Origin of the sequence: Kribbella shirazensis (assembly GCF_011761605.1) — a bacterium.
GTDB lineage: Bacteria > Actinomycetota > Actinomycetes > Propionibacteriales > Kribbellaceae > Kribbella > Kribbella shirazensis.
In genome coordinates, this window is the sequence record NZ_JAASRO010000001.1 from 5,545,949 (window position 1) to 5,567,615 (window position 21,667).

Here is a 21,667-nt window from a genome sequence, read left to right on the forward strand (position 1 = left end):
AAGGTCAATGCGCGAGGCGAGGCTCGTCGGTCTGAGCCAGGACGGAAGGCAACTCGTCCTGGCGATGGCGGAGACGGGTGAGGAGTTCGCCGTTCCGGTCGACGACCGGTTGCGTGCGGCCCTCCGCGGCGACCGTGCCCGACTCGGCCAGCTGGAGATTCAAATGGAGAGCGCGCTGCGCCCACGAGACATCCAGGCTCGTATCCGCGCCGGCGAAAGTCCCGAGGCGGTCGCTGCCGTCGCCCAGATGCCGATGGAACGCGTGATGGCGTTCGCCGGTCCGGTCCTGGCCGAGCGGGACCACATCGCGAGCCTCGCGCAGCGTGCGTCGGTCCGTCGTCGTGGCGGCGGTGACGCCCCCACCCGGAACCTGGGCGCCTGGGTCACCGACCGGCTGCGGCTGCGGCAGGTCGACCCGGCCTCGGCCGAGTGGGACGCCTGGCGGCGCGAGGACGGCCGGTGGGCGGTGCGCGTGTCGTACTTCGTCGAGTCCGAGGACACCGACGACTCCGGGGAGCCGCAGAAGGACGAGAAGATCGCGATGTTCGCGTACGACGCCCCCGGGCGGTACGCCGTACCCGACGACGACGAGGCGCGCTGGCTGGTCGGTGAACAGGCGCAGGTCATGCCCACGCCCGTTCAGCCGCAGCCCGGCGAACGCCGGCTGGCCGCAGTCGCCGACATCGACCCCACGCTCGCGCCCGACCACGGCGCGGACAGCTACGAGGCCGGCTTCGAGGACACGGTCGCCCTTCGTCGCCGCAACCACCCGGGCACTCGCGAGACCGGCGAGCCGTACCCGCGCGAAGTCAGCCGCGAGCCTGCTCGTGAGGGTCGTGAGGTTGCCCGCGACACGGAGCGCGGACCGCGCCGTGTCCACTCGGTGCCGAACCCGGACGAGGAGCCCACGCTGATCGACGTCCCCGTCGACCAGCCACCTACTCCCCGTCCCGCCGTCCGCGCGGTGGAACGCCCGACCGACCCACCCACCTACGCCTCCCCCGCCGCGCCCGAAGCCCGCACCCCCGAGCGCATCACCGACCGCGCCGACATCCGCGCCGACACCCGCGCCGAGGGTCGTGCTGACGGCCGGACCGAAGGCCGGACCGAGGACCGGAGCGACGACCGGGCGGAGGACCGGGCCGACGAGCGCCCGGCCGCGCCGCGTCCCCGCCCGACCGAGCCGCCCCGCCGACAGCCCCGCTCGACAGCCCCTCGCTCAACCGAGGCCCGCCCCTCTCAGGCTGGCTCCTCCGAGCCTCGCCCGTCGCAGCCCGAGCTCGCCGACATCGACGCCCCGGCCGCCCGCGACACCAGCGCGAACCCGACCCGTGAGCCGGCCTCACGCCCCGTCGCGGAGACCCGGGGCACCGCTCCGGAAGGTTCGGAGACTGCCCAGCCCGCCGCCGACGACACCCAGGCGGAGCCCAAGAAGAAGCCGGCCCGCCGCGGCAAGCGCGCCAGCGTCCCGAGCTGGGACGAGATCATGTTCGGCAAGAAGGCCGACTGACCCTGGCCACGAGCCTCACGTCGAAGGCGAGGGCTACTTCCCCCTGACGAGCTTGTCGAACTCGCGGTCCGGCAGCGTTCGGTTGAGTTCCAGGAGCTTGTCGGCCATCCAGCCCACCGCGTAGCGCGTCTCGGGCTTGTCGGCTTCGACGGCCTGCCGGATCGTGGTGGCGACCACGCCTGGGTCGCTGCCCTGGCTGTTCTCACCGAGCTGGGCCTCGGCGCGCTGGGCCATGGCTTCGGCCATCTCGCCGTACGCCGTCGTACCGGAGATCTCGCGCAGGTCCTGGGCCGTGCGGTCTTCGAAGTCGGTCTTGATGATGCCCGGCTGGATGATGACCACGTCGATGCCGAACGGCTCGACCTCCATGCGCAGCGTGTCGGAGTAGGCCTCCAGCGCGTGCTTCGTCGCGTAGTACCAGCAGCCGAGCGGCAGCGCGATCTCGCCGCCGATCGAGGAGACGTTCACGATCGTGCCGGATCCCTGCTCGCGCATGTGGGGCAGGACGAGCTGCGCCAGCCGTGCCGGCGCGAAGACGTTCACCTCGAACTGGTCGCGCGCCAGGTCGAGCGGGATGTCCTCGGCCGCGCCGTGCAGGACGGCGCCCGCGTTGTTGACCAGTACGTCGAGGCGGCCCTGCTCCTGGATGATCGTGCCGACGACCCGTTCCAGATCCTCCGGCCGGCGTGCGTCCAGGGCCAGTACGTGGCCGCCGGCGTCGCGGATGTCGTCCATCTTGGGCACGCGCCGCGCGGCGCCGTACACGATGTGGCCGGCATGGATGAGCTCGAGCGCTGTGGCCTTGCCGATCCCCGCGGAGGCGCCGGTGACGAGTACGACCTTTTCCATGACTCTTCTCCTCTTCGTCCGATGAGGAGGCTAGGTTCGTATTCTGTCGCTGGACAACTGACCTCCCACGTTTGCGCAGGTCAGCGGCGGAATATTGGTGCAATGACGGTGTAGCTGATTGCAATCGGGTCGGAAGGGTGTTCTCGTGCCAGGAGATCGGCTGACGGCCGAGCAGCGTCGCCGGATCGCCGAAGGGCTCGCGGCAGGCAGGACCTATGCGGAGATCGCCCGGAGGCTGGGCCGGCCGACGTCGACTGTCACCCGTGAGATCGCCAGGAATGGCGGGCCTCACGCCTATCGGGCCGCCCGCGCGCAGCTGGCGACGAGTTGGCGCGCCCGCCGCCGCAAGCACTCTTCCCCCGCTACCGTCCCGGCCGCCGCGGACGGGGTGACCTCATCGGTCCGGGAGTTCGAAGAGCAGTTCGTCGCCCTGATGATCGAGACCGGGATGGCGCCCATGACCGCGCGCGTCTTCGCCGCCTTGTTCATCAGCGACGGCGGCAGCCTGACCGCCGCGGAGTTGGTGCACCAGCTGCACGTCAGCCCGGCGACGATCTCTCATGCGATCCGGTGGCTCGAGCAACGCGAGCTTGTCGCCCGGGAGCGGGAGGCTCGCCGGGTGCGCTACATCGTCGACGTCGACGCCTGGTACCGCGCCTGGACGGCCAGCGCTCGGGCGATGGTGCGGTGGGCCAACACCGCCCGGCAAGGTGCCGAGATCTTCGGCAGCCACACCCCTACCGGCGACCGGCTCCACACCACCAGCCAGTTCTTCGAGTACCTCGGCCGCGACATGACCCAGGCGGCCGAGCACTGGCGGCAGACCCTCACCAGGCAACGCCGCGGGCGTCCTTGCTGACGCATCACGGACAGTCGTCTCGGATCGCGGACGGTGTTTGGCCGGATACGGCCGCTCTGCCATCATTCTCGGCATGCAGATGCTGTGTTGTTGCTGTCGTCGCTGACGCGCGCCGTCTCCGGCGCACGAGGCCCTGCCCCTTTCCGTGGCCCGCCCGCCGACACAGCACTCACAGGAACTTCGCATGAATCTCCCGGTTCTCGCCGATCTGCTCGCGTCTCGTGGTCTCCGGCTCCTCCCCGGTTCGTACGCCGTACCGGTCGAGCTGCTCGTGCAGCTGCCCGACGCCACGATCATCCGGTTCACCGCCCGCGGCACGACGCTCCGCCTGCGCAGTTACTCCCCCGACGCGCTCACCACGATCGCGATCCCCGCCGAGTGCGGCTGCGGCGACCACCACCCGCAGACCGGCCCGTCCCGCGTGACGCTCAGCCGGTACGCCGTACCGCTCGAGGAACACGTCATCGACGGCGAACTCGCCTTCGGCTGGCGCCACCACGAAGCCGGCCTGCTCCGCCTCGCCGACGCCACCACCCACTTCCTCGCGCTCCTCGACACCCTCCGCACCCGCGAACTCGTCGGCGTCGCCTGACGGGCCGGGTTTCGGTGGGGCTAGGGGCGGCGGTGGGCGGGTTCGTGGGTGTCGAAGTGGTGGCGGGCTGCTTCGACCTTGGCGAGATTCGGAGACCACTCGGCGAGCGAGTGGAACAGCGGGGCGAGACTGCGGCCGAGCGGGCTGATCTCGTACTCGACGCGGGGCGGGACCTCGGCGTGGTACGTACGGGTCACCAGACCGTCGCGCTCCAGCTGGCGCAGGCGCTGGGTCAGGACCTTCGGCGTGATCACGCCGATCCGCCGCTGCAACTCGACGAAGCGCTGCTGCCCGAACTCGTTCAGCGTCCACAGGATCGGGGTCGTCCATCGGCTGAAGACCAGGTCCACGACCGGCGCGATCGGACAAGCCTGCACGGCATCGACTCCTGCATCACCAGCTGTGCTCTCGCTCACAATCCCAATACTATCCTCTAGGTACCTACTATCCCGCGGCCAGTAGCGTCCTCGTCATGATCGTGATCACCGGAGCAACCGGCAACGTAGGCCGCCCACTCGTCCAGACCCTCACCGCCGCCGGCGAGGATGTCGTCCCCGTCTCCCGCCACGGCGACGGCCACCAGGCCGACCTCACCCGTCCCGAAACCCTCGCACCGATCCTGAACGGCGCGAAAGCCGTCTTCCTGCTCACCTCCGCCGACTTCCTTGCCAGCGGCAACCTCCAGGACGTCGTCGGCGTGATCCGCGACGCCGGCGTGCGGCGTGTCGTCCTGCTCTCGTCCCAAGGCGTCACCACCCAGCGCCACTCCTCGGTCCATGAGGACGCGGTCACCGGGTCGGATCTCGACTGGACGATCCTGCGTCCGGGCAACTTCGCGAGCAACGCCTTGGCGTGGGCCGAGTCGATCCGGACCCGGCGCGAGATGGCCGCACCTTTCGCGGACGTAGCCCTTCCGGCTGTCGACCCGCAGGACATCGCGGAGGTCGCCGCGGCCGCACTGCGCGACCCCGCCCACACGAACGCCGTCTACACACTGACCGGTCCCGCGGCCATCTCACCCCGCCAGCAAGCCGAGGTGATCCAGGAGGCGATCCGTACGCCGATCAGCTTCACGGAGCTGACCCGCGAACAGGCTCGGGCAGGCATGCTCACCTTCATGCCGCCGCCCGTCGTCGAGGCCACGCTCGATGTGCTCAGCACACCGACCCCCGCCGAGCGAGCAATCAGCCCCGACGTCGAGAAAGTCCTCGGCCGCCCGCCGCACACCTTCGCCGACTGGGTCAACCGCAACATCCAAGCCTTCCGCTAAGCCGCGGCACAGCCACCAGTTCCAGGACCACAACACTTGCCCCCTCCACCCCGGAGTCCGGCTCTCCGTCAGCTCCTCTGAATCAGTTGGCAAGGACGGGAGTGGGCGGCTAGGTGGTCGTGGCGGTTGCCGGTGGATTGTCCGCGGGGTGCTCGGGGGCTTGCGGCGGGCTGGAGAGGGCTGCCAGCTGGTGTCGGAGGGATTCGGCGAGCTGCTCGGCGGCTCGTTGTGCTGCAGTCACGGCGGCTACGCGGTCGTCAGCTGATCGCTTGGCGTCGGCCAGTTGGGCCTGGTGGTCTGCCCGTAGCTGTTCGCGGTCGGTGCGGTGTTCGGCGCGAAGGGCGTCCATCTCAGCCCGGTGTTGCTCGCGCTCCTGGCGGAGCTCGGTGCGGAGTTGGTCCGCGGTCTGCTGTGCGGTGTGGCGCTCGGCTTCGGCTGCGGCCTGGGCGATCCGTGCCGCATCGAGCTCGCTCCGGGCCTGACGGACCTGTTCCTCTGCCGTGGCCTGAAGGTCGCGGACGCGCTGCTCGGCCTCAGCGCGCACCTGCTGCATCTCCGCAGCTGCTGCTTCACGGGCAGCGGCCAGCTCCTGCTGCAACTGCTCCACCTCGGCGGCGGCGCTTTCACGGAGGGCTGCCGCGTCTCGCCGAGCCTGTTCGGTCGCTTCCTGGGCAACCGCGACATCGACGCGAGCCTCGTCGAGCGCCTCGACGGCCTCGCGCGCTGCCTCGTCGGCCTCCTCGCGTGCATCCTCAGCTTCGGCGGCCTGCTGCTCCGCCTTCCGACGCCGGTGCTCTTCCTCGCCGCGCTGACGCTCGAGGGCGGCCAGCTCCGCACGCGATTCCGCTTGCAACTGCTCCACCTCGGCCGCGACCGCTTCCGCATCGCCGTACGTGCGGACCGCCTCAGCCAGCTGCGCGAGGTATCCCTCCAGCTCCTCCACCAGGCGCGGCAGGTTGCCCTTCATCAACTGCTCGAGGGTCATCCGGGCCGAAGTCACCGGGCCCGGCACCGGTTCGGAGCCGGGAGCGGCCGCGTCACGGCGTACCGGTTGCCTGGCGAGGCGATTCTTCGCGGCCCATGCGTTCGCCTTGTTGTGAACGACCGGCTTGCCGTCGACGCCTGCCCCTTCGCGGCCGCAGTACTTCGGCGGCCGCCCCGGCGTGCCGGGATCGACCTGCTTCGCGTTCGCACAACTCACCCCAGGAAACTCGCACAGTCCTTGCCGGCTCCGCGCGAGGGGCTCCGCCTCCGTCGTCGTCATGATGCCACCCTATCGGATTAGGTCGATAAAGTTCCCATTTAAGTATGGTTAGCGTCAACCTAGTTGACCGAACGAAACCGAACTGAACTAGCGCATAATCCCCGTTATGCGCTAGTTTCTCTCCTGTGGACGATCTGCCGGCGCCGCTCGTGTTCCGCCCGACGGAGAATGCCGTCGAGCTCCCCAGGCCGGACGCGACGACAGAGGCTGCCGTGCGCCGCACGCTCGGCCGCCGCCGACCGCTCCGCGATCGGGAAACGGCTCCCGTCGACCGCCTCGACCTGCTCGCCGAAGCGCTGACCCCCGAGCTGACCGCACTGGTCGTGCTGTGGCTCGGCGGCACCCGACGGGCAAGTCGCGACACGCGAATCGGGTACGCCGACGACCTGCTGCTGTGGGCCGATTGGGCGCGACGTGAGCTTGGCCGCGAGCGGTTCGGCCTCGACCTGCACCGCGGCGAGGTGACGATGTGGCTGACCTGTCAGCAGGACGCGGGAGCGGCCGCGTCCTCTGTCTCGCGCCGCCTGTCGACGCTGTCCAGCCTGTACCGGTACGCCGCAGGCTGGGGCCTGCCCGTGGTGTCCCCGATCTCCGACGACGACCACCGGCCGAAGTTCCACCGCGGGCGGCGCGCGACCTCAGCGCGCGTCCTGGACGCTGATCAGGTCGGCGCCTTGCTCGCGGCAGCGAGTGACGTCCGCGACGCCTTGATCGTCGGTCTCCTGTACACCGGCGCCCTGCGAGTCTCCGAGCTCTGCGGTGCCAACGACACCGACCGTCAGGACGAGGGCCGGCGAACGTGGCTGGTCGTCACCCGCAAGGGCGGGAAGTCGATCCGCGTCCCACTCGAGACCACTGTGGCCGAGCTTCTCGACCTCTACCGCGCGAGCCGCCCGGCCTGGACCGGGACGGGACCGGCTCCGCTCATCGCCGATGCGGACGGCGACCGGCTCGACCGGCACGACGTCACCCGACTGCTCCGCCGCCTGGCCCGAGCCGCCGGTCTCCCCCGCCCGGAAACGATCGGCCCGCACTCGCTGCGTGCCACCGCCATCACCGACCAGAAGCGGCGCGGTCACAGCGCCGAGGACCTCCAGGAGCTGTCCGGGCACGCGGACGTCCGCACCGTCATGATCTACATCGACGACGACGGCCGCGCCGAACGGGTCGCCGCGCTCACGGACGATCTCGGCCGGATCATGACCGCCGTACCCCGCCACCTGAAGTCCCCGGGCTGAACCCTCCGCGGGCGCGGGCTCGACGTCTTGAATAAGTAACACGCTTGGTTTAACTTAACCGCGCAGTTGTTGCTGCAGTGCAGTCGCGTGTGTGCTCCGGTCCGCCACCTGGAGGTTTCAGCATGTTCAGACGCCTGCTCGCGCGGGGTTTGCCCGCCGTGCTTCTCGCCGGCTTGATCACGAGCTCGGTCTCAGTGCCGGCGGCACAGGCCGCCACCATGTATCCCAGTGGAGTCGGTGCCGATCTCGGCCCGAGCCCGACCACGCTCGGCGTGCAACCTGCCGCCGGCGACGACCCGGCCGGTCTGCGGACCGGCACCGACCAAGGCCGCACCTACTGGCAGACGAACCAGGCCGCCGGTACCGGCTATCTCGAATTCGACGTGGACCACGACTACGTCGACGAGATCGGCACCGACGACGTCCTGGTGACGGTGACGTATCTCGACACCGGATCCGGCAGCCTCAAGCTCCAGTACGACGCCAAGGCCGACCCCCAGCAGAGCGCGACCGACGTCCAGCTCACGAACACCGGCGCATGGAAGACCGGCGTGTTCGCGCTGACCGATATCGCGTTCACCAACCGCCTCGGCGACGCCGACGTCCGCCTGTCAGGCACCTCGGACATCACCGTCGCGGCCCTGCGGATCAGTACGGCGGGCGCTTCGGTACAGCTCGGTCCGACACCGGTGCAGAGCGGGATCAGCCCCCGCGCCGGCGACGACGCCGCACATCTGATCACCGGCGTCCAGGACGGTCGCCCGTACTGGCAGACCGACCGCACCGCGCCCGCGCCGGGCACGAACTTCTTCTACATGAACGTCGCCGACACCTACCTGTACGACAACCGGAGTCTCGTCCTGGTCAGCATCGACTACTTCGACCAGGGCAACGGCCAGTTCGGGCTGCACTACGACTCCCCCGGCGAGACCATCCCGGAGAAGTTCAAGAATTCCGAGGTCGTCCGGTACGGCGACACGGCGACCTGGAAGACCTACACCTTCGCGCTGCCGGACGCCGTGATGACCAACCGCTCGAACGGTGGCGACTTCCGGATCCACAACGGCGACGGCTCCGTGGACCTCAAGGTCGCCGCGGTCCGGGTCGCCAAGGTCGCCACCACACTCGACGTCACTGAAGGACTCGTAGACCTGATCGGCGAGGCCGCCCGCGCCGAGAAGGCTGCCCGGGAAGGCACGCGGGACGGGCAGTACCCGGTCGGCAGCCGCGCCACACTGACGGACGCGATCGACAACGCTCAGGCGATCGCGTCCACTCCGGGCGTCACCGACGTACAGGTCAAGGAGGCGCTGACGACGCTGCAGGCCGCCCTGGACACGTTCACCGCGTCGGTCGTGGACACCAACTTCGCCGACGACGGTACGGCGTCCGCGAGCGGAGGGACCGATCCCGCGAACGTCAACGACAACAACCATCAGACGGCCTGGTCCGGCGGTGCCGACTCGTGGCTGCAGGTCGATCTCGGCAAGTCGCGGCCGGTCAACGACGTCCGCATCGAATGGGGGCCGGCGTACTCCCCCGACTACACGGTGCAGGTCTCCACCGACGGCCAGAAGTTCACGAACGTCGGCCGGACGGGCTCGCCGGGCGGCAACCAGTTCAGCCGGACCCGGTTCGCCACGACGAGTGCTCGCTATGTGCGCGTCGCGATGACCGGCGCCGACGAGTTCGTCGTCAAGGAACTGCAACTCCGGCTGGCACCGGTCGTGACACCGCGGCCGCGTCTCGTGCAGACGAGCAACCCGACTGAAGACGGCGTGATCGCCGACTTCGATGCCACGCAGTACGGCGCCGACCGCAGCGGCCGGCGTGACTCGACCAAAGCGATCCAGCAGGCTGTGTACGCCTGCCAGGACGCGGGCGGCGGGACGGTGTGGTTGCCGGCCGGGCGCTACCGGGTCACCGACACGGTCGAGGTGCACGCGTTCTGCACGGTCCGTGGCGACCACGGCCAGAAGGTCGGCACAGGCACCGTGGTCATCGCGGACCTGCCGTCCGGCGACGACGGACCGAGCCTGTTCCGGATCGGCGGCAGCGCGGGCGTCGTCGGCGTCACGACGTACTACCCGAACCAGCACGCGACGACCCCGGTTCCGTACAACTACACGTTCGAGATCCCCGGCGGTGCCTGGATCGGCAACGAGAACTACATGATGGCGACGGTTGCCGACGTCACCCTGCTGAACTCGTACCGCGGCATCGGTGTCAGCACCATGCCCAACGACCGCGGCAACGCCCCGAGCTCGGGTCAGGTGCACGAGTCGACGACGATCCGCAACGTGCGCGGTACGGCGTTGTTCGAAGGCGCTCGCGCCTACAACGGGGCCGATGTCGGCACCTGGGAGAACGTTGCCTTCAACAACTCCTACTGGTCGTCCGCGCCGGCTGCGTTCCGCCCGCCGGCCCGCGCCGCCCTCGATGCGTGGACCCGCGCGCACGGCACCGGTCTCGTCCTGGGCGACCTCGAGTGGGACCAGTTCTACCGCGTCGCCGTCTCGGACTATGCGGTCGGCATCCACGTGGTCGCCGGCCAGCGGGCGCAGTTCACCGGAAGCTTCTTCGAGCCCGACGTACGGCGGACCGGGACCGGGCTGCTCGTCGACGTGATCGACGATCGCTGGGGACTGACCCTCGCGGGCGGTCATGTCGAGGGAATCGTCAACAACGCGCGCGGCTACGTGAAGATCACCGGAACCGAGGTCACCGGCGTACAGTCGGGCATCATCCACCGCATGTCCGGCACCGTGCCGACGTACAACCAGAAGCCGCTCCCCAAGCCGGTGCAGAAGGTGTACGTCGTCGACGCGCCGCACGGGATCGGCTACCTGCCGGCGAAGGACGCGACGCGTGACGTACAGACCGTGCTCGATCAGGCCGGGCGCGAAGGCGGCGGGATCGTCTACCTGCCCGCCGGGTGGTACCGGATCGGCACGCATCTCAACGTCCCGGCGAAGGTCGAGCTGCGCGGCGCGTCCGCCGTACCGAACCGCGATCAGGGTGGTGCGAGCGGCGGGACCGTGCTGCACGCGTTCGAGCGCGACACCACCACCGCGCTGATCACGCTGCAGAACCGTGCCGGCGTGCGCGGGCTGCGGGTGTTCTACCCGGAGAACAACCCGGGCAGGGCCGAGGGCGTCGTGCCGTACCCGTACGCGATCCGCGGTCACGCCGGCGGCAACTACGTCATCAACGCCGGTTTCCCGAACGCGTGGAACGGCATCGACCTGAGCGGTGACGACGTGGTGGTGCGGAAGGTCGCCGGCGCGTTCTTCGACCACGCGATCGCGATCGGTCCCGGCCGGAACGGGCGCATCGAGGGCGTGCTGTCCAACGGGAACGCCGTCACCCGGGTCGGGTACCAGCAGCCGTACTGGATGAACGAGGGCAGCATCTTCGAGCTCGTCATCGACAAGTACATGCGGAAGACCGCGAAGATCGTCACCGTCGACGGCGCCCACGGGCTGACGCTGCTGAACGTCTTCGCGTACGGCTTCCACGACGGGCTCGTGGTCAACTCCGGCCACGTCGAGGCGTTCAACCTCGGCACCGACAACCTCGGGACCGACGGGCACACCGTCAAGGTGCTCAGCGGCGACGTCGAGGCGACCAACCTGGCCCGTTACAACGGCGCCACCCTCGACGGATCGGCCAGGCTGCACAACGTGATGGTGATCAACGTGGTCCAGCGCAGCATCAGTGTGCAGACGAACGGAAACGGCACGGTCGCGATCGTCGGCAACGAGTCCGAACCCGGGACGTACGAGGTCGGCGCGCAGGTCACAGTGACGGCGGCGCCAGGATCGGATAGCGTTTTCCGAGACTGGACCGTGAACGGGACGGTGGTGTCGACAGCGCCGTCGTACACCTTCACCGTCACCGCGGACCAGATTCTGACCGCCAACTTCAGACCGAAGTAGGAGCGAGATGGCTGACACACAACAGCAGGTCGCGATCGTCGGGTGCGGCATCATCGGCCGCACCCACGCCCAGACCATCGCGGAACGGCCGGACGCGGTCGTCACCGCCCTCGTGGACGGCGACGCCGCGGCCCGGGACGCACTCCGGGCCGAACTGGTCGGTCTCGGCCGGCCCGAGCCGAAGGTGTACGACGACCTGACCGCGGCGCTGAGTGGGTCGGACGTCACGCTCGTCGCGATCTGCACGCCCAGCGGTACCCACGCGGCGTTGGCCGAGCAGGCGCTCAACGAGAAGAAGCACGTGGTGATCGAGAAGCCGCTCGACGTGGACCTGGTCCGTGCCCGCCGCCTCGGCGCGGCGGCCACCCGGGCCGCGAACCACGGCGTGGTGTCGTCGGTGATCAGCCAGCACCGGTTCGACGCGGGCAGCGTCGTGGTCAAGCAGGCGATCGACGCCGGCCGGTTCGGACAGCTGACCTCGTCGGTCGCGACGGTCGCCTGGTGGCGCAGCGACGAGTACTATGCGTCCGCGGGCTGGCGCGGGACGTGGGCGCAGGACGGCGGCGGCGCGCTGATGAACCAGGGCGTGCACACCGTCGACCTGATGCTGTGGTTCATGGGCCGGCCGGTCACCATCCAGGCGCAGGCGCTGCGGGCCGCCCATCACGCGATCGAGGTCGAGGACACGGTCGTCGCCACCCTCACCTTCGAGAACGGTGCCGTCGGCACCTTGCACGCGACCACTGCGGCCTTCCCCGGCGGCCGCACGCGTGTCTCGGTCCACGGCACCGAAGGCGGTGCCGAGGTCGAGGACGACCGCCTGCGCCGGCTGGTCGTCGACGGGTCCGCCGAGGACCAGCCGGTCGACGCGGGCGATCCCGGCGGCCATCCGGCGCAGTACGACGACATCCTGACGGCGATCGCGGACAGCACGCAGCCGGCGATCACCGTGCAGGACGCCATCGACGCGCTGGCCACGGTCCGCGGCGTCTACATCGCCTCGACCCTGCAGCGGCCGGTGAAGTTCATCGACGTCCTCGAAGGCAGGTACGACGACGTCGACGTCTCCCGCGGGATCGGTCTGCCGCCCAGCTGAACGAGCCCGGTGGGCCCGGCGCCGCGACTAGGCGCCGGGCTCGCGGTCGTTCAGGATGCGCTGGTACAGGTTGCAGTCCTGCCAGTAGCCGTCGATGTGCAGGTACGTCGGCGCCATGCCGATCTGCCGGAAGCCAGTGCGCTCCAGGACTCGCTGGGACGCCGCATTGCCGGTGAGGGTGCTCGCCTCGATGCGGTGCAGCTTCAACTCGGTGTCCGCGATCTCGGCGACCGCCTCGACGGCGCGGGTCGCGAGCCCGCGGCCGATCGAGTCGACGGATACCCAGTAGCCGAGGCTCGCACTCCGGAACGGCCCGGGAACCAGGTCGCTCAAGGTGATCGCACCGACGACCCGGTCACCCTCGACGAGCACCCAAGGCACGACCAGGCCGTTCTTGTACCGCTCGAGCTGGTACGTCAACCGCTCGAGCTGGCCGGCCGTCGTGAACCAGTGCTCGGTCCGGACCGGCTCCCAGCGCCGGAGATGTTCACGGCTGAGCGTCTGCGCGTCGGCCAGTGCGGGAGCGTCGTCAAGGGTCGCGATCCGGAGCTGCACGTCCGGCGTCAGCGGGCGGGGGTCGATCACTTCGGCAGCCTACGTGCCTGACTCGACCCCGACACCCGTGGGGTGAACGCGTCGTGGAAGATCGTCGACGCCGCTCCGACCGCGGCGGCGTCGGTCTGCAGCATCGACTCCTCGACGGCGACCGGCCGGGTCTCCCGGGCCACCGGATGCGCGTTGACCGCGCGCCCGATCTCGGTCAGGAAGATCTCCGAGATCTCCTTGCCGAACGCCGGACCGCCGAGCACCACGAGATCGATGTCGAGCAGATCCACCAGACCGACCGCGCCCTGGCCGATCACCCGGGCGACCTGGGACACCGCCCGGATCGCGGCCTCGTCCCCGTCCGCGGCCGCCTTGCACACCGCGCGGTACCGCTTGGCCTCGTCCGTCGCGGCGCCGTCCGTCTCGACGTACCCGAACTCGCCCGCGATCACCGGCAGCGACGCCGTCGGGTTGCACTCCGCAACCATCCGCGGCCCGTTCTCCGGATCCCACTCCCCCATCCGCAACGCCGTGATCTGGCCGAACTCGCCCGCGTTCGCCGTCCCGCCGCGGTAGATCGACCCGTTCAGGATCAGGCCGCAGCCGACGCCGGTCCCGAGGTACAGGTACGCGAAGTCCCGCGCCCGCGCCGAGCGGCCGATCCACCGCTCCCCGATCGCGGCCGCCGTACCGTCCTTCTCGACGAGCACCGGATGGTTCAGCTTCTGCTGCAGCAACTGACGGATCTTCAGGCCGCGCCAGGCCGGCTGCAACGGCAGGGCGAGCAGCGTCCCGTCGGCGTCGATCGGCCCCGGTACGGCGACACCGACACCGAGCATCGAGTCCAGGTCGACCTGGCTGATGCTCAGCGCCGCGGTCACAGTGGCCGCGGTCAGGTCGATGAGCTTGTCCGCCTCGAGATCGTCGGCCAGATCGACCGTTTCGCGGCGCACGATCGTGCCGTCCAGATCGACCACGGCGACGGTCAGCAGCTCGGGGTCGACATGGATCCCGACCGCGTGCGCGGCGTTCGACCGCAGCCGCACCGGCGTCCGCGGCTTACCGAGCCGCTCGGCGCGCTCCTGCGCCTCCTCCACCAGTAGACCCTGCTGGAGCAGGATGCGCAGGATGCGCGACACCGACTGCTGGGTGAGACCGGTCCGGCGGGAGATCTCCGTCCGGCTGATGATGCCGGCCAGCCGGATCGTCTCGATGATCACGGCCTCGTTGAACGAGCCCAGGTCGTACTGGTTCGCACCGGCGCGGCGCAGCTCCGCCAGGCCGTCGACCGAATCGCTCATCTCCACCTCCCCGCCTCGCCCGTCACACTCACTGGCCGTGATCGTACTGCGCGGTCCTGCGGATCACGGCGCCTCGAGGGCACCGTCGAGCCGCCGTACCCCGGCCGCCCACTCGTCGTGACCGGACAGTTGCGCCGGATAACGGGCCGCCGCGTCCAGATCCAGCTCGATCCCCCAGCCCGGCGCCTCGTTCGGCCGCAACCAGCCGTCCTCGATCCGCAGCGCGCCCGGGAAGACCTCGTACGTCGCCTCGTTGTAGAGGTGCCCCTCCTGGATGCCGAAGGCAACAGACGTCACGTCCAGCGCGACGTTCGCCGCCACGCCGATCGGCGACGTGTCCCCCGGACCGTGCCAGGCCGTCCGGACACCGCACAGCTCGGCGAGATCGGCCAGCTTCCGCGCCGGGGTAAGCCCGCCGATGTCGGACACGTGCGAGCGGATGAAGTCCACGCCGTACTCACGAACCAGTCGTACCGCGTCGGTCAGCGACGTGGTCAGCTCACCCACCGCCAGCGGCACCGGCGATGCTGCCCGTACCTCGGGAAGGCGATCCCAGAGCTCCGGAGCGAGCACGTCCTCCAGGAAGAACAGCCGGTACGGCTCGAGCGAGCGAGCCAGCAGCACCGCCTCCTTCGACGTCAGCCGCGAGTGCACGTCGTGCAGCAGCTCGATGTTGTCCGGCAGCACCCGGCGCGCCTCCGCGAACAGCTCCGGCGTGGTGCGCAGGTAGTCGCGCGCCGACCAGCCGTTGCGGTACGGCGCATCCGGGTAGAGCGTCGGCACCTGCGGAGCGCCGTACCCGCCGCCGCCCGGGGTCGACATCTGCAGCCGGATGTGCCGCCAGCCCTGGGCGATCAGCTTCTGAGCGTGGTCGAGCGTCTCGTCGATCGTCCGGCCGCTCGCGTGGATGTAGGTGTCGGCGGCCGCTCGCACCTTGCCGCCCAGCAGCTCGTACACGGGCATGCCGGCGCGCTTGCCCGCGATGTCCCACAGCGCCTGGTCGATCCCGGAGATCGCGTTGTTCGTGACCGGTCCGCCACGCCAGTACCCGGAGTACGACGCCAGCCGGGTCAGGTCGCCGATGTCACCCGGGTACCGCCCGACCAGCAGCCTGGCCAGGTGCTCGTCGACGAAGGTCTGCACCGCCTTCCACCGCTGCGTGAACGTGGCACACCCGAGTCCGTACAGACCGGGCTCGGTGGTGTCGATCTTCACGACCACCAGTGGGATGCCTTGCGGTGCGGTGACGATCGCCTGCACGTCGCGGATCCGGATGTCGTCGCGGACGGGCCACGGCTGGTCGAAGTTCGAGGGCATATCAGTGCTCCAAGGGAAGGGTGGGCAGGTCGAGTTCGTGCTGCGCCTGGAAGCCGAGCACGCTCCGTACGGCGGTCAGGTCGATCGGCACCTCGCGGTCGACGAACCGTCGCAACCGCGGTACCTCCGGCATGTAGGCGTCCAGCAGGTCCTCGGTCGCGTACGGCGCGATCGTGGTCGACGCGGTGACGAAGAAGGTGTGCGCGCCGGACAGCGGAGCGGTCAGCCCGAGTTCGATCGCGTACGCCGCGTCGCGGGTGTCCAGGTAGCTCCAGGCCTCCCGCATTCCGCTGTCGGGGTTCGAGCGCACGTGGTCCGACATCTGCTGCAGTGCGTCCTGCGAGTTCACGTGCGGGAACCGGAAGGCGACCACGTCGATCCCCCACCGGCGCCACGCCATCCGCGCGGTGTTCTCGTCGCTCTGCTTCGACAGCGAGTACCAGTCGCCGACATCACTCGGCGCCTTCTCGTCCCACGGGAAGTACGCCGGCCGGATCTCGTGCGGGTTGAACGGTACGCCGGTCGCGTTGATGCTGCTCGCGATCACGGCGCGATCGATGCCCAGGGCACCGGCCTGCGCCAGTACGTTGAACGTCGACACCACGTTGACCGAGTACACGTCGTACGGCGAACCGGCCGACGGGTGCGGGAGCGCCGCCAGGTGGACGACGTACTCCGCCCCCTCCAGCGCCCGGGCCACGTCGGCCTCGGACCGAGTGTCCCCGAGCAGCACCCGGTCGGCCTTGAGCTCCGGATCCTCGACGTTGGTCAACGCGGTCACCTTCGCACCCACCGCATGCAGATGCGCCACCGCAGCCAACCCGATCCGCCCAGCCGCCCCCGTCACCAGCACCCGCCGGCCGTTGAGTTCGGTCACTCCTTGATACCTCCCGACATTCCGACGCCGCGTAGGAATTGCTTCTGGAACAGTAAGAACAAAACCACAGGGATCAGGACGGCGAGGAACAGGGCGCTCATCTGGAGGGAGATCTCTGTGGTTTTGGCTACGCGGGGCAGGGCTACCGAGATCGGCTGCAGGCGTGGGTCGGGCAGGACCAGCAGCGGCCAGAGGTAGTCCTTCCAGGAACCGATCACCGTCAGCAGTGCGACGACGCCGACGATCGGCTTCGACAACGGCAGGATCAGCGACGTGAACAGGCGCAGGTTGCTCGCGCCGTCGATGCGGGCCGCCTCGACCAGTTCGCGCGGGATCGAGTCGAAGTACCGCTTCATCACCAGGATGTTGAACGCGCCGGCCGCCTGTGGCAGCCAGACCGCCCAGAACGTGTTCTGCAGGCTGATCCCGAGCAGCGGCATCTTCAGGACGGTCATGTACAGCGGGACCAGCGAGATGACGCCGGGCAGGAACAGTGTCGCGAGGACGGCGCCCGTGACGATCGGGCCCCACTTCGGCCGCAGCACGCTCAGCACGAACGCTCCCGTCGTACACACGAACAACGTCGAGATCATCGAGCCGATCGCGATGAACGCGGTGTTGCCGAGGTACGCGCCGATCTGCACGCGGCTCCAGGCGTCCGGGATGTTCTGCCACTGGACGCCCGACGGCCACAGCTGCATCGGGCCGCGGAGGATGTCCTGGCTGGTCGAGAGACCGGACTTGAGCAGCCAGAGCAGCGGACCGACACCGGCGATCACGACACCGACGAAGATCAGCACCTGGATCGCGGGCAGGCCGTAGCGGACCAGACCGCGCTGGCGGTCCGCGGTCGAGATGACTCCGCGCTCGTAACTCATGTAGTACTCCAGCGGCGAGTGACGAAGTGGTAGACGACCGACAGCAGGCACAGCACCCCGGCGAGCAGCACGCTGAGCGCTGTCGCGGCGCCGAAGTCACCGTTGATGAAGGCGTACCGGTAGATCAGCAGCAGGATCGTGGTGGTGGCGTTGTTCGGACCGCCGCCGGTGAACAGGAACGGCTCGGTGAACACCTGGAACGTCCCGATCAGCTGCAGCAGCATCATGATCAGAATGATTCCGCGGATCTGCGGCAGCGTGACGTGCCAGATCCGGCGCCAGATCCCGGCCCCGTCCAGCTCTGCCGCCTCGTACAGCTCCGTGCGTACGCCGGTCAGCGCCGCCAGGTAGATGATCGATGTGGCCCCGGCGCCGGCCCAGGTCGCCTCGAGCACGATCGCCGGCATCGCCAGGCTCTGCGAGTTCAGCCACGCGAACGGCCCGATCCCGAACCAGCCGAGGATCGTGTTGAACACACCCGTGCCGCTCGGGTCGTAGAAGAACTTCCACAGCAGGATCGCGGCCACCGGCGGTACGACGGCCGGCAGGTAGGACAGCATGTTGTAGAGCCATCCGGTACGGCGGAGCTCGCTGACGAACACAGCCAGGAACAGCGGGACCGGGAAGCCGAAGATCAGCGCCAGGAACGCGAAGTACAGCGTGTTGATCGCGGCCTGCGGGAGCTGCGGATCGGTCAGCACATAGCTGAAGTTCGCCATCCCGACCCACTCCGGCGCCTGGACCAGGTTGTTCTTCTGGAAGCTGAGCACCAGGCCGCGGACGATCGGGCCCCAGGAGAAGTACAGGAAGATCAGCACCAGGGGCAGGGCGAAGATGATGCTGCTGAGCCCGCCGGAGCGGTACCAGGTCGCGACGGACCTGGCACCGCTCCGGCTCTGCCGTGACGCATCGGACGTACGTCGCTGGAACATCGGATCACCGCGCCAGGCGCGCGTCGATCTTCGAGGCGGCGTCGCTCAGCAGCTTGTCGATGTCCGCGTCCTTCTTCGTCAGCACCTGCTGGACGACCGGGTCGAGCAGCGAGTAGACCTCCTGGCCCTTGTTCGGCGGCTCGGGCAGCAGCTTCAGCGTCTTGGTGGAGTCGACGTACCCCTGGAACTGCTTGACCGGCACGTTGACGTACGGCTCGCGCCACTTGTTGTACCGGTCGTAGGTCTCCTGGCTGAGCGGCGTGATGCCCGGCCGCCCGACGAAGCCCTTGTCCGCGACCGTGGTCTTCGCGTCCTGCACCGCGAGCGCCTCGGTCGTGTACTTGTCGAACTGGTCGAACTTGATCCACTTCAGCGCCGCGACGACCTCGTTCTTCGTCGCCTTCGGGCTGATCATCTTGAGTGAGCCGCCGGTCAGCGTGCCGTGCGGACCGCCGTCCTGCGGCAGCCCGCCGTGACCGTAGTCGGCGGGCTTCATGCCGAAGTTCTTCACGCTCATGTCGTAGGCGTCCGGCGCCTGCAGGACCATGCCGATCTTCCCGGCAGCGAAGTCCTGACGGATCTCCTCCTGGTTGTAGAGGAAGTTGCTGCCCATCGAGTTGTCGGTCCAGCGCATGTCCTTCAGCAACTGCAGCGCCTTCTTGGTCGGCGCGTCGTTGAAGGTGCTCTTCTTCCCGTCGGGGCTCTCGACCGTGCCGCCCATGCTGTAGGTCATCGTGGTCAGCATCCAGCCGCCGGTGTTGTTCGTGGTCAGCTGCGCGTACCCGGCCTTGCCGGTCTTCTCGGCAATCTGCTTCGCGTACTGGCGGACCTCGTCCCAGGTCGTCGGCGGCTTGTCCGGGTCGAGACCTGCCTGCGTGAACAGCGCCCGGTTGTACGCCAGTCCGACCGAGAACACGTCGATCGGTACGCCGTAGATCCGGCCCTCGGCGTCCTGAACGATCTTGAGCACGTCCGGGTTCAGGTCCTTGGTCAGGTCGACGAGCTTCAGCTCGTCGGTGATGTCCGGCAACTGCTTGTTCGGGATCATGTTGGCGGGCTCGGTGAAGCTGATGTTCATCACCGTCGGCAGCGTGCCGCCGGCCACCTGCGCCTGGAAGGTCTGCGCCTCCCATTTGGTCTCGGTCGACTTCACCGTGATGTTCGGGTACTTCGCCGTGAAGTCCTTGATCTTCTGCTCGAACGCCTTGATGTCGTTCGGCTTGTCGGGTGTCGGGCGGTCGCCGATCGTGATCGTGACCGGTGCCTTCTCGTCGATCTCACCCGCGGCGCCACCGGCCTCCGGCGTGGTCGCCTTCGCGCAGCCGGCCGCCGCGAGCATCAGCCCGGCGATCCCCAGGGCAGTCCCGCGCCGCCCCCACCTGCTCACTGTCGTCATCGGAACTCCTCAGGTTTCCGCATGCCGCCGGTGTGCTCTGAGCCACACACCGACCAGGTCCCGAGTAAGTTAAACCAAGCGTGTTACTAACTCAAGACCTTGTTCGGCAGTAATCCGCTGGAGCTTAGGACGACCCGGCGCGAAGATAGGCGGCATGCTCCTGCGGCCGGCGACTGCCGATGACTTCCCGTTCCTGACCGCGATGTTGCTCGAGGCGTGCAACTGGGACGGCACCCCGTGGTACGACGAGGCGAAGGCGCGTGCCGACGACCACGCCTGGCGGTACCTCGCCGACTGGCAGCGAGGTACCGACTTCGGGGTCGTCGCCGAGTTGGACGGCTCCCCCGCCGGCGCCGCCTGGGCCCGCCTGCTCACCGCGGACCGGCCGGGCTACGGGTACGTCGCGGACGACGTACCCGAGCTCACCCTGGGCGTCGCGCCCGGGTTCCGCCGCCGCGGGGTCGCCCGGGCCGTGCTCAGCGAGGTCATCGCGCAGGCGCGGACGGCGTCGTACAGCCGGCTCTCACTCAGCGTCGACCCGGACAACCCGGCCCGGAAGCTCTACGAATCGCTCGGCTTCCGGAAGGTGAGTGTCGTCGGCACCTCCGACACGATGGTCCTGGACCTCTAACCGAAGCCGCGCACGCGGAACTGCATGACCCGGTAAGGCCATCCGTTGGCGGTGTTCCACTGGCTGACCGACAGGTGCAGATCCGACAGCGTCGAGCCGGGGATCACGTAGCCGCCGTACAGCTGCGCCACGTGGTTGTCGTCCTCCGAGCCCCACGCACCGCCGTAGATCAGGGTCTGGCGGTACGCCGTGTACAGGTTGGACGTCGGCGTGTCCATGATCATGCCGTCGATGCGGTAGTCGCCGGCGTTGAACCAGGTCAGGATCCACTTGCCGCCCAGCGGGCGCAGGCTCATCTCGCCGAAGCTCCCGCTCAGGATGGGCGTCGCGGGATTGCCCCACGCCCAGACGCCGTCGCGGTAACCCCACGGCTCGTACGCCGCCGGGTTCGCGATCTGCTCGGCGCGGACGCGCTTCAGGATGATCGGCTTGTCGCGCTGGAAGCCTGTGGAATAGACGTAGACGTACCCGTCGTTCCCGAGGCCCCAGGTCAGCAGCTGGAACATCCCGCCGTCGATGTTCGGATCGAACTTCGCGCCGGTGTGGTACCAGCTCGCGCCGGAGTTGTCCGAGCGCCAGATCTCCGTCCAGACGACGTTCCCGAGGCCCTTGTTCACCATCGCGTGCAGGTACATCGACCCGCCGATCGTGATCACGTCCGACGGCAGCACGGTCGAGAACGTCGGGTTGTCGTGCGGGTAGTCCCACAGTTGCTGCGCCGCGTCTCCCCCGACCGCGCCGGACCACGTCACGCCGCCGTTCAGGTCCGAGGTCGTCGACCACAGCGCCACCGGTGAGCGCCACCAGCCGCCGCCGACGTACGGCTCCTCGAAGGTGTCGCCGAACATGAACAGCAGGCGCCCGTCCGGCGTCCGCGCGGGAATCCCGAGGTCGGTCGCGGCCATCCGGAACCGGTCGGTCAGTCCCGGCCCGGTCAGATCGGCCACCTTGTTCGTCAGCACTGCCTGGCTGTTCCCGAGGGCCCGGCCGGGTACGGCGGCCAGCACACCGGCGCCGACCGCGGCGCGCAGGAACGTGGATCGCTTCAGCATGGGGTGACTCCCAGCATCAAAAGGGGGCGGACAGTGATGGGAAATCGATTTCTGCCACACGATCCCGCACCTCCCTCGCGAAGTCAACCCGTGGCGCGGGTCACGTCCGCCCGGTGTCACG

General features: G+C 69.0%; 19 protein-coding genes. 8 read left to right on the forward strand and 11 right to left on the reverse strand.

Features of this window, described 5'->3' with window-relative positions:
• Nucleotides 1-7 precede the first annotated feature (7 nt).
• Complete coding sequence (gene sepH, locus BJY22_RS26805; RefSeq protein WP_167211773.1) at nucleotides 8-1,510, forward strand: septation protein SepH; 1,503 nt, start codon at nucleotides 8-10, stop codon at nucleotides 1,508-1,510.
• Nucleotides 1,511-1,543: 33 nt separating this feature from the next.
• Here sepH and BJY22_RS26810 read toward each other — a convergent pair whose 3' ends face one another.
• Nucleotides 1,544-2,359 carry an oxidoreductase gene (locus tag BJY22_RS26810; protein ID WP_167211776.1) on the reverse strand — a complete coding sequence of 272 codons (816 nt, stop codon included), beginning with the start codon at nucleotides 2,357-2,359 and terminating at the stop codon, nucleotides 1,544-1,546.
• A gap of 145 nt (nucleotides 2,360-2,504) precedes the next feature.
• On the opposite strand from BJY22_RS26810, the gene BJY22_RS26815 reads away from it, so the two are divergent.
• On the forward strand, nucleotides 2,505-3,218 hold the full coding sequence (locus BJY22_RS26815) for a helix-turn-helix domain-containing protein (protein WP_167211779.1): 714 nt from the start codon (nucleotides 2,505-2,507) through the stop codon (nucleotides 3,216-3,218).
• A 184-nt stretch (nucleotides 3,219-3,402) separates the two neighbouring features.
• Nucleotides 3,403-3,810: a hypothetical protein gene (locus BJY22_RS26820; RefSeq protein ID WP_167211781.1), complete on the forward strand. Its 408-nt coding sequence runs from the start codon at nucleotides 3,403-3,405 to the stop codon at nucleotides 3,808-3,810.
• A gap of 20 nt (nucleotides 3,811-3,830) precedes the next feature.
• Here BJY22_RS26820 and BJY22_RS26825 read toward each other — a convergent pair whose 3' ends face one another.
• A complete protein-coding gene (locus BJY22_RS26825) occupies nucleotides 3,831-4,226 on the reverse strand; it encodes a winged helix-turn-helix transcriptional regulator (protein ID WP_337759169.1) in 396 nt (131 codons plus the stop codon).
• Nucleotides 4,227-4,282: 56 nt separating this feature from the next.
• Between BJY22_RS26825 and BJY22_RS26830 the strand changes: the two genes are divergently transcribed.
• Entirely contained in the window at nucleotides 4,283-5,080 is a 798-nt protein-coding gene (locus BJY22_RS26830; protein ID WP_167211784.1) for an NAD(P)H-binding protein, read from the forward strand.
• Between the two features lie 109 nt (nucleotides 5,081-5,189).
• On the opposite strand, the gene BJY22_RS26835 is transcribed toward BJY22_RS26830, so the two are convergent.
• Entirely contained in the window at nucleotides 5,190-6,344 is a 1,155-nt protein-coding gene (locus tag BJY22_RS26835) for a coiled-coil domain-containing protein (protein WP_167211787.1), read from the reverse strand.
• A 125-nt stretch (nucleotides 6,345-6,469) separates the two neighbouring features.
• Between BJY22_RS26835 and BJY22_RS26840 the strand changes: the two genes are divergently transcribed.
• From BJY22_RS26840 to BJY22_RS26850, 3 genes are all read left to right on the forward strand, one after another.
• Nucleotides 6,470-7,582, forward strand: a complete 1,113-nt coding sequence (locus BJY22_RS26840; RefSeq protein WP_167211790.1) for a tyrosine-type recombinase/integrase — start codon at nucleotides 6,470-6,472, stop codon at nucleotides 7,580-7,582.
• 122 nt (nucleotides 7,583-7,704) lie between these two features.
• Nucleotides 7,705-11,520: a discoidin domain-containing protein gene (locus tag BJY22_RS26845; protein WP_167211793.1), complete on the forward strand. Its 3,816-nt coding sequence runs from the start codon at nucleotides 7,705-7,707 to the stop codon at nucleotides 11,518-11,520.
• Nucleotides 11,521-11,527: 7 nt separating this feature from the next.
• On the forward strand, nucleotides 11,528-12,616 hold the full coding sequence (locus BJY22_RS26850) for a Gfo/Idh/MocA family protein (RefSeq protein ID WP_167211796.1): 1,089 nt from the start codon (nucleotides 11,528-11,530) through the stop codon (nucleotides 12,614-12,616).
• Between the two features lie 27 nt (nucleotides 12,617-12,643).
• Here the strand turns inward: BJY22_RS26850 and BJY22_RS26855 are convergent, their stop codons facing one another.
• The 7 genes from BJY22_RS26855 to BJY22_RS26885 form a co-directional block, all read right to left on the reverse strand.
• Complete coding sequence (locus BJY22_RS26855) at nucleotides 12,644-13,201, reverse strand: GNAT family N-acetyltransferase (RefSeq protein ID WP_167211798.1); 558 nt, start codon at nucleotides 13,199-13,201, stop codon at nucleotides 12,644-12,646.
• Nucleotides 13,198-14,463 carry an ROK family transcriptional regulator gene (locus BJY22_RS26860; RefSeq protein WP_167211801.1) on the reverse strand — a complete coding sequence of 422 codons (1,266 nt, stop codon included), beginning with the start codon at nucleotides 14,461-14,463 and terminating at the stop codon, nucleotides 13,198-13,200. The genes BJY22_RS26855 and BJY22_RS26860 overlap by 4 nt, the downstream gene beginning before the upstream one ends.
• 63 nt (nucleotides 14,464-14,526) lie before the next feature.
• A complete protein-coding gene (locus BJY22_RS26865; RefSeq protein ID WP_167211804.1) occupies nucleotides 14,527-15,780 on the reverse strand; it encodes an enolase C-terminal domain-like protein in 1,254 nt (417 codons plus the stop codon).
• A gap of 1 nt (nucleotide 15,781) precedes the next feature.
• The gene (locus BJY22_RS26870; protein ID WP_337759170.1) at nucleotides 15,782-16,657 is read right to left on the reverse strand and encodes an NAD-dependent epimerase/dehydratase family protein; all 876 of its coding nucleotides are present in this window, start codon (nucleotides 16,655-16,657) and stop codon (nucleotides 15,782-15,784) included.
• On the reverse strand, nucleotides 16,654-17,535 hold the full coding sequence (locus tag BJY22_RS26875) for a carbohydrate ABC transporter permease (protein WP_167211808.1): 882 nt from the start codon (nucleotides 17,533-17,535) through the stop codon (nucleotides 16,654-16,656). The genes BJY22_RS26870 and BJY22_RS26875 overlap by 4 nt, the downstream gene beginning before the upstream one ends.
• Nucleotides 17,532-18,467 (reverse strand): carbohydrate ABC transporter permease, encoded by a 936-nt coding sequence (locus BJY22_RS26880; RefSeq protein WP_167211811.1) that lies wholly within the window; start codon nucleotides 18,465-18,467, stop codon nucleotides 17,532-17,534. Before BJY22_RS26880 ends, BJY22_RS26875 begins: the two co-directional genes overlap by 4 nt.
• 4 nt (nucleotides 18,468-18,471) lie before the next feature.
• Nucleotides 18,472-19,863, reverse strand: coding sequence for an ABC transporter substrate-binding protein (locus BJY22_RS26885; RefSeq protein WP_167211814.1), 1,392 nt, complete (start codon nucleotides 19,861-19,863; stop codon nucleotides 18,472-18,474).
• A 154-nt stretch (nucleotides 19,864-20,017) separates the two neighbouring features.
• On the opposite strand from BJY22_RS26885, the gene BJY22_RS26890 reads away from it, so the two are divergent.
• Entirely contained in the window at nucleotides 20,018-20,494 is a 477-nt protein-coding gene (locus BJY22_RS26890; RefSeq protein WP_167211817.1) for a GNAT family N-acetyltransferase, read from the forward strand.
• Here the strand turns inward: BJY22_RS26890 and BJY22_RS26895 are convergent.
• Complete coding sequence (locus BJY22_RS26895) at nucleotides 20,491-21,546, reverse strand: DUF4185 domain-containing protein (RefSeq protein WP_202891279.1); 1,056 nt, start codon at nucleotides 21,544-21,546, stop codon at nucleotides 20,491-20,493. The genes BJY22_RS26890 and BJY22_RS26895 overlap by 4 nt on opposite strands.
• Nucleotides 21,547-21,667 lie beyond the last annotated feature (121 nt).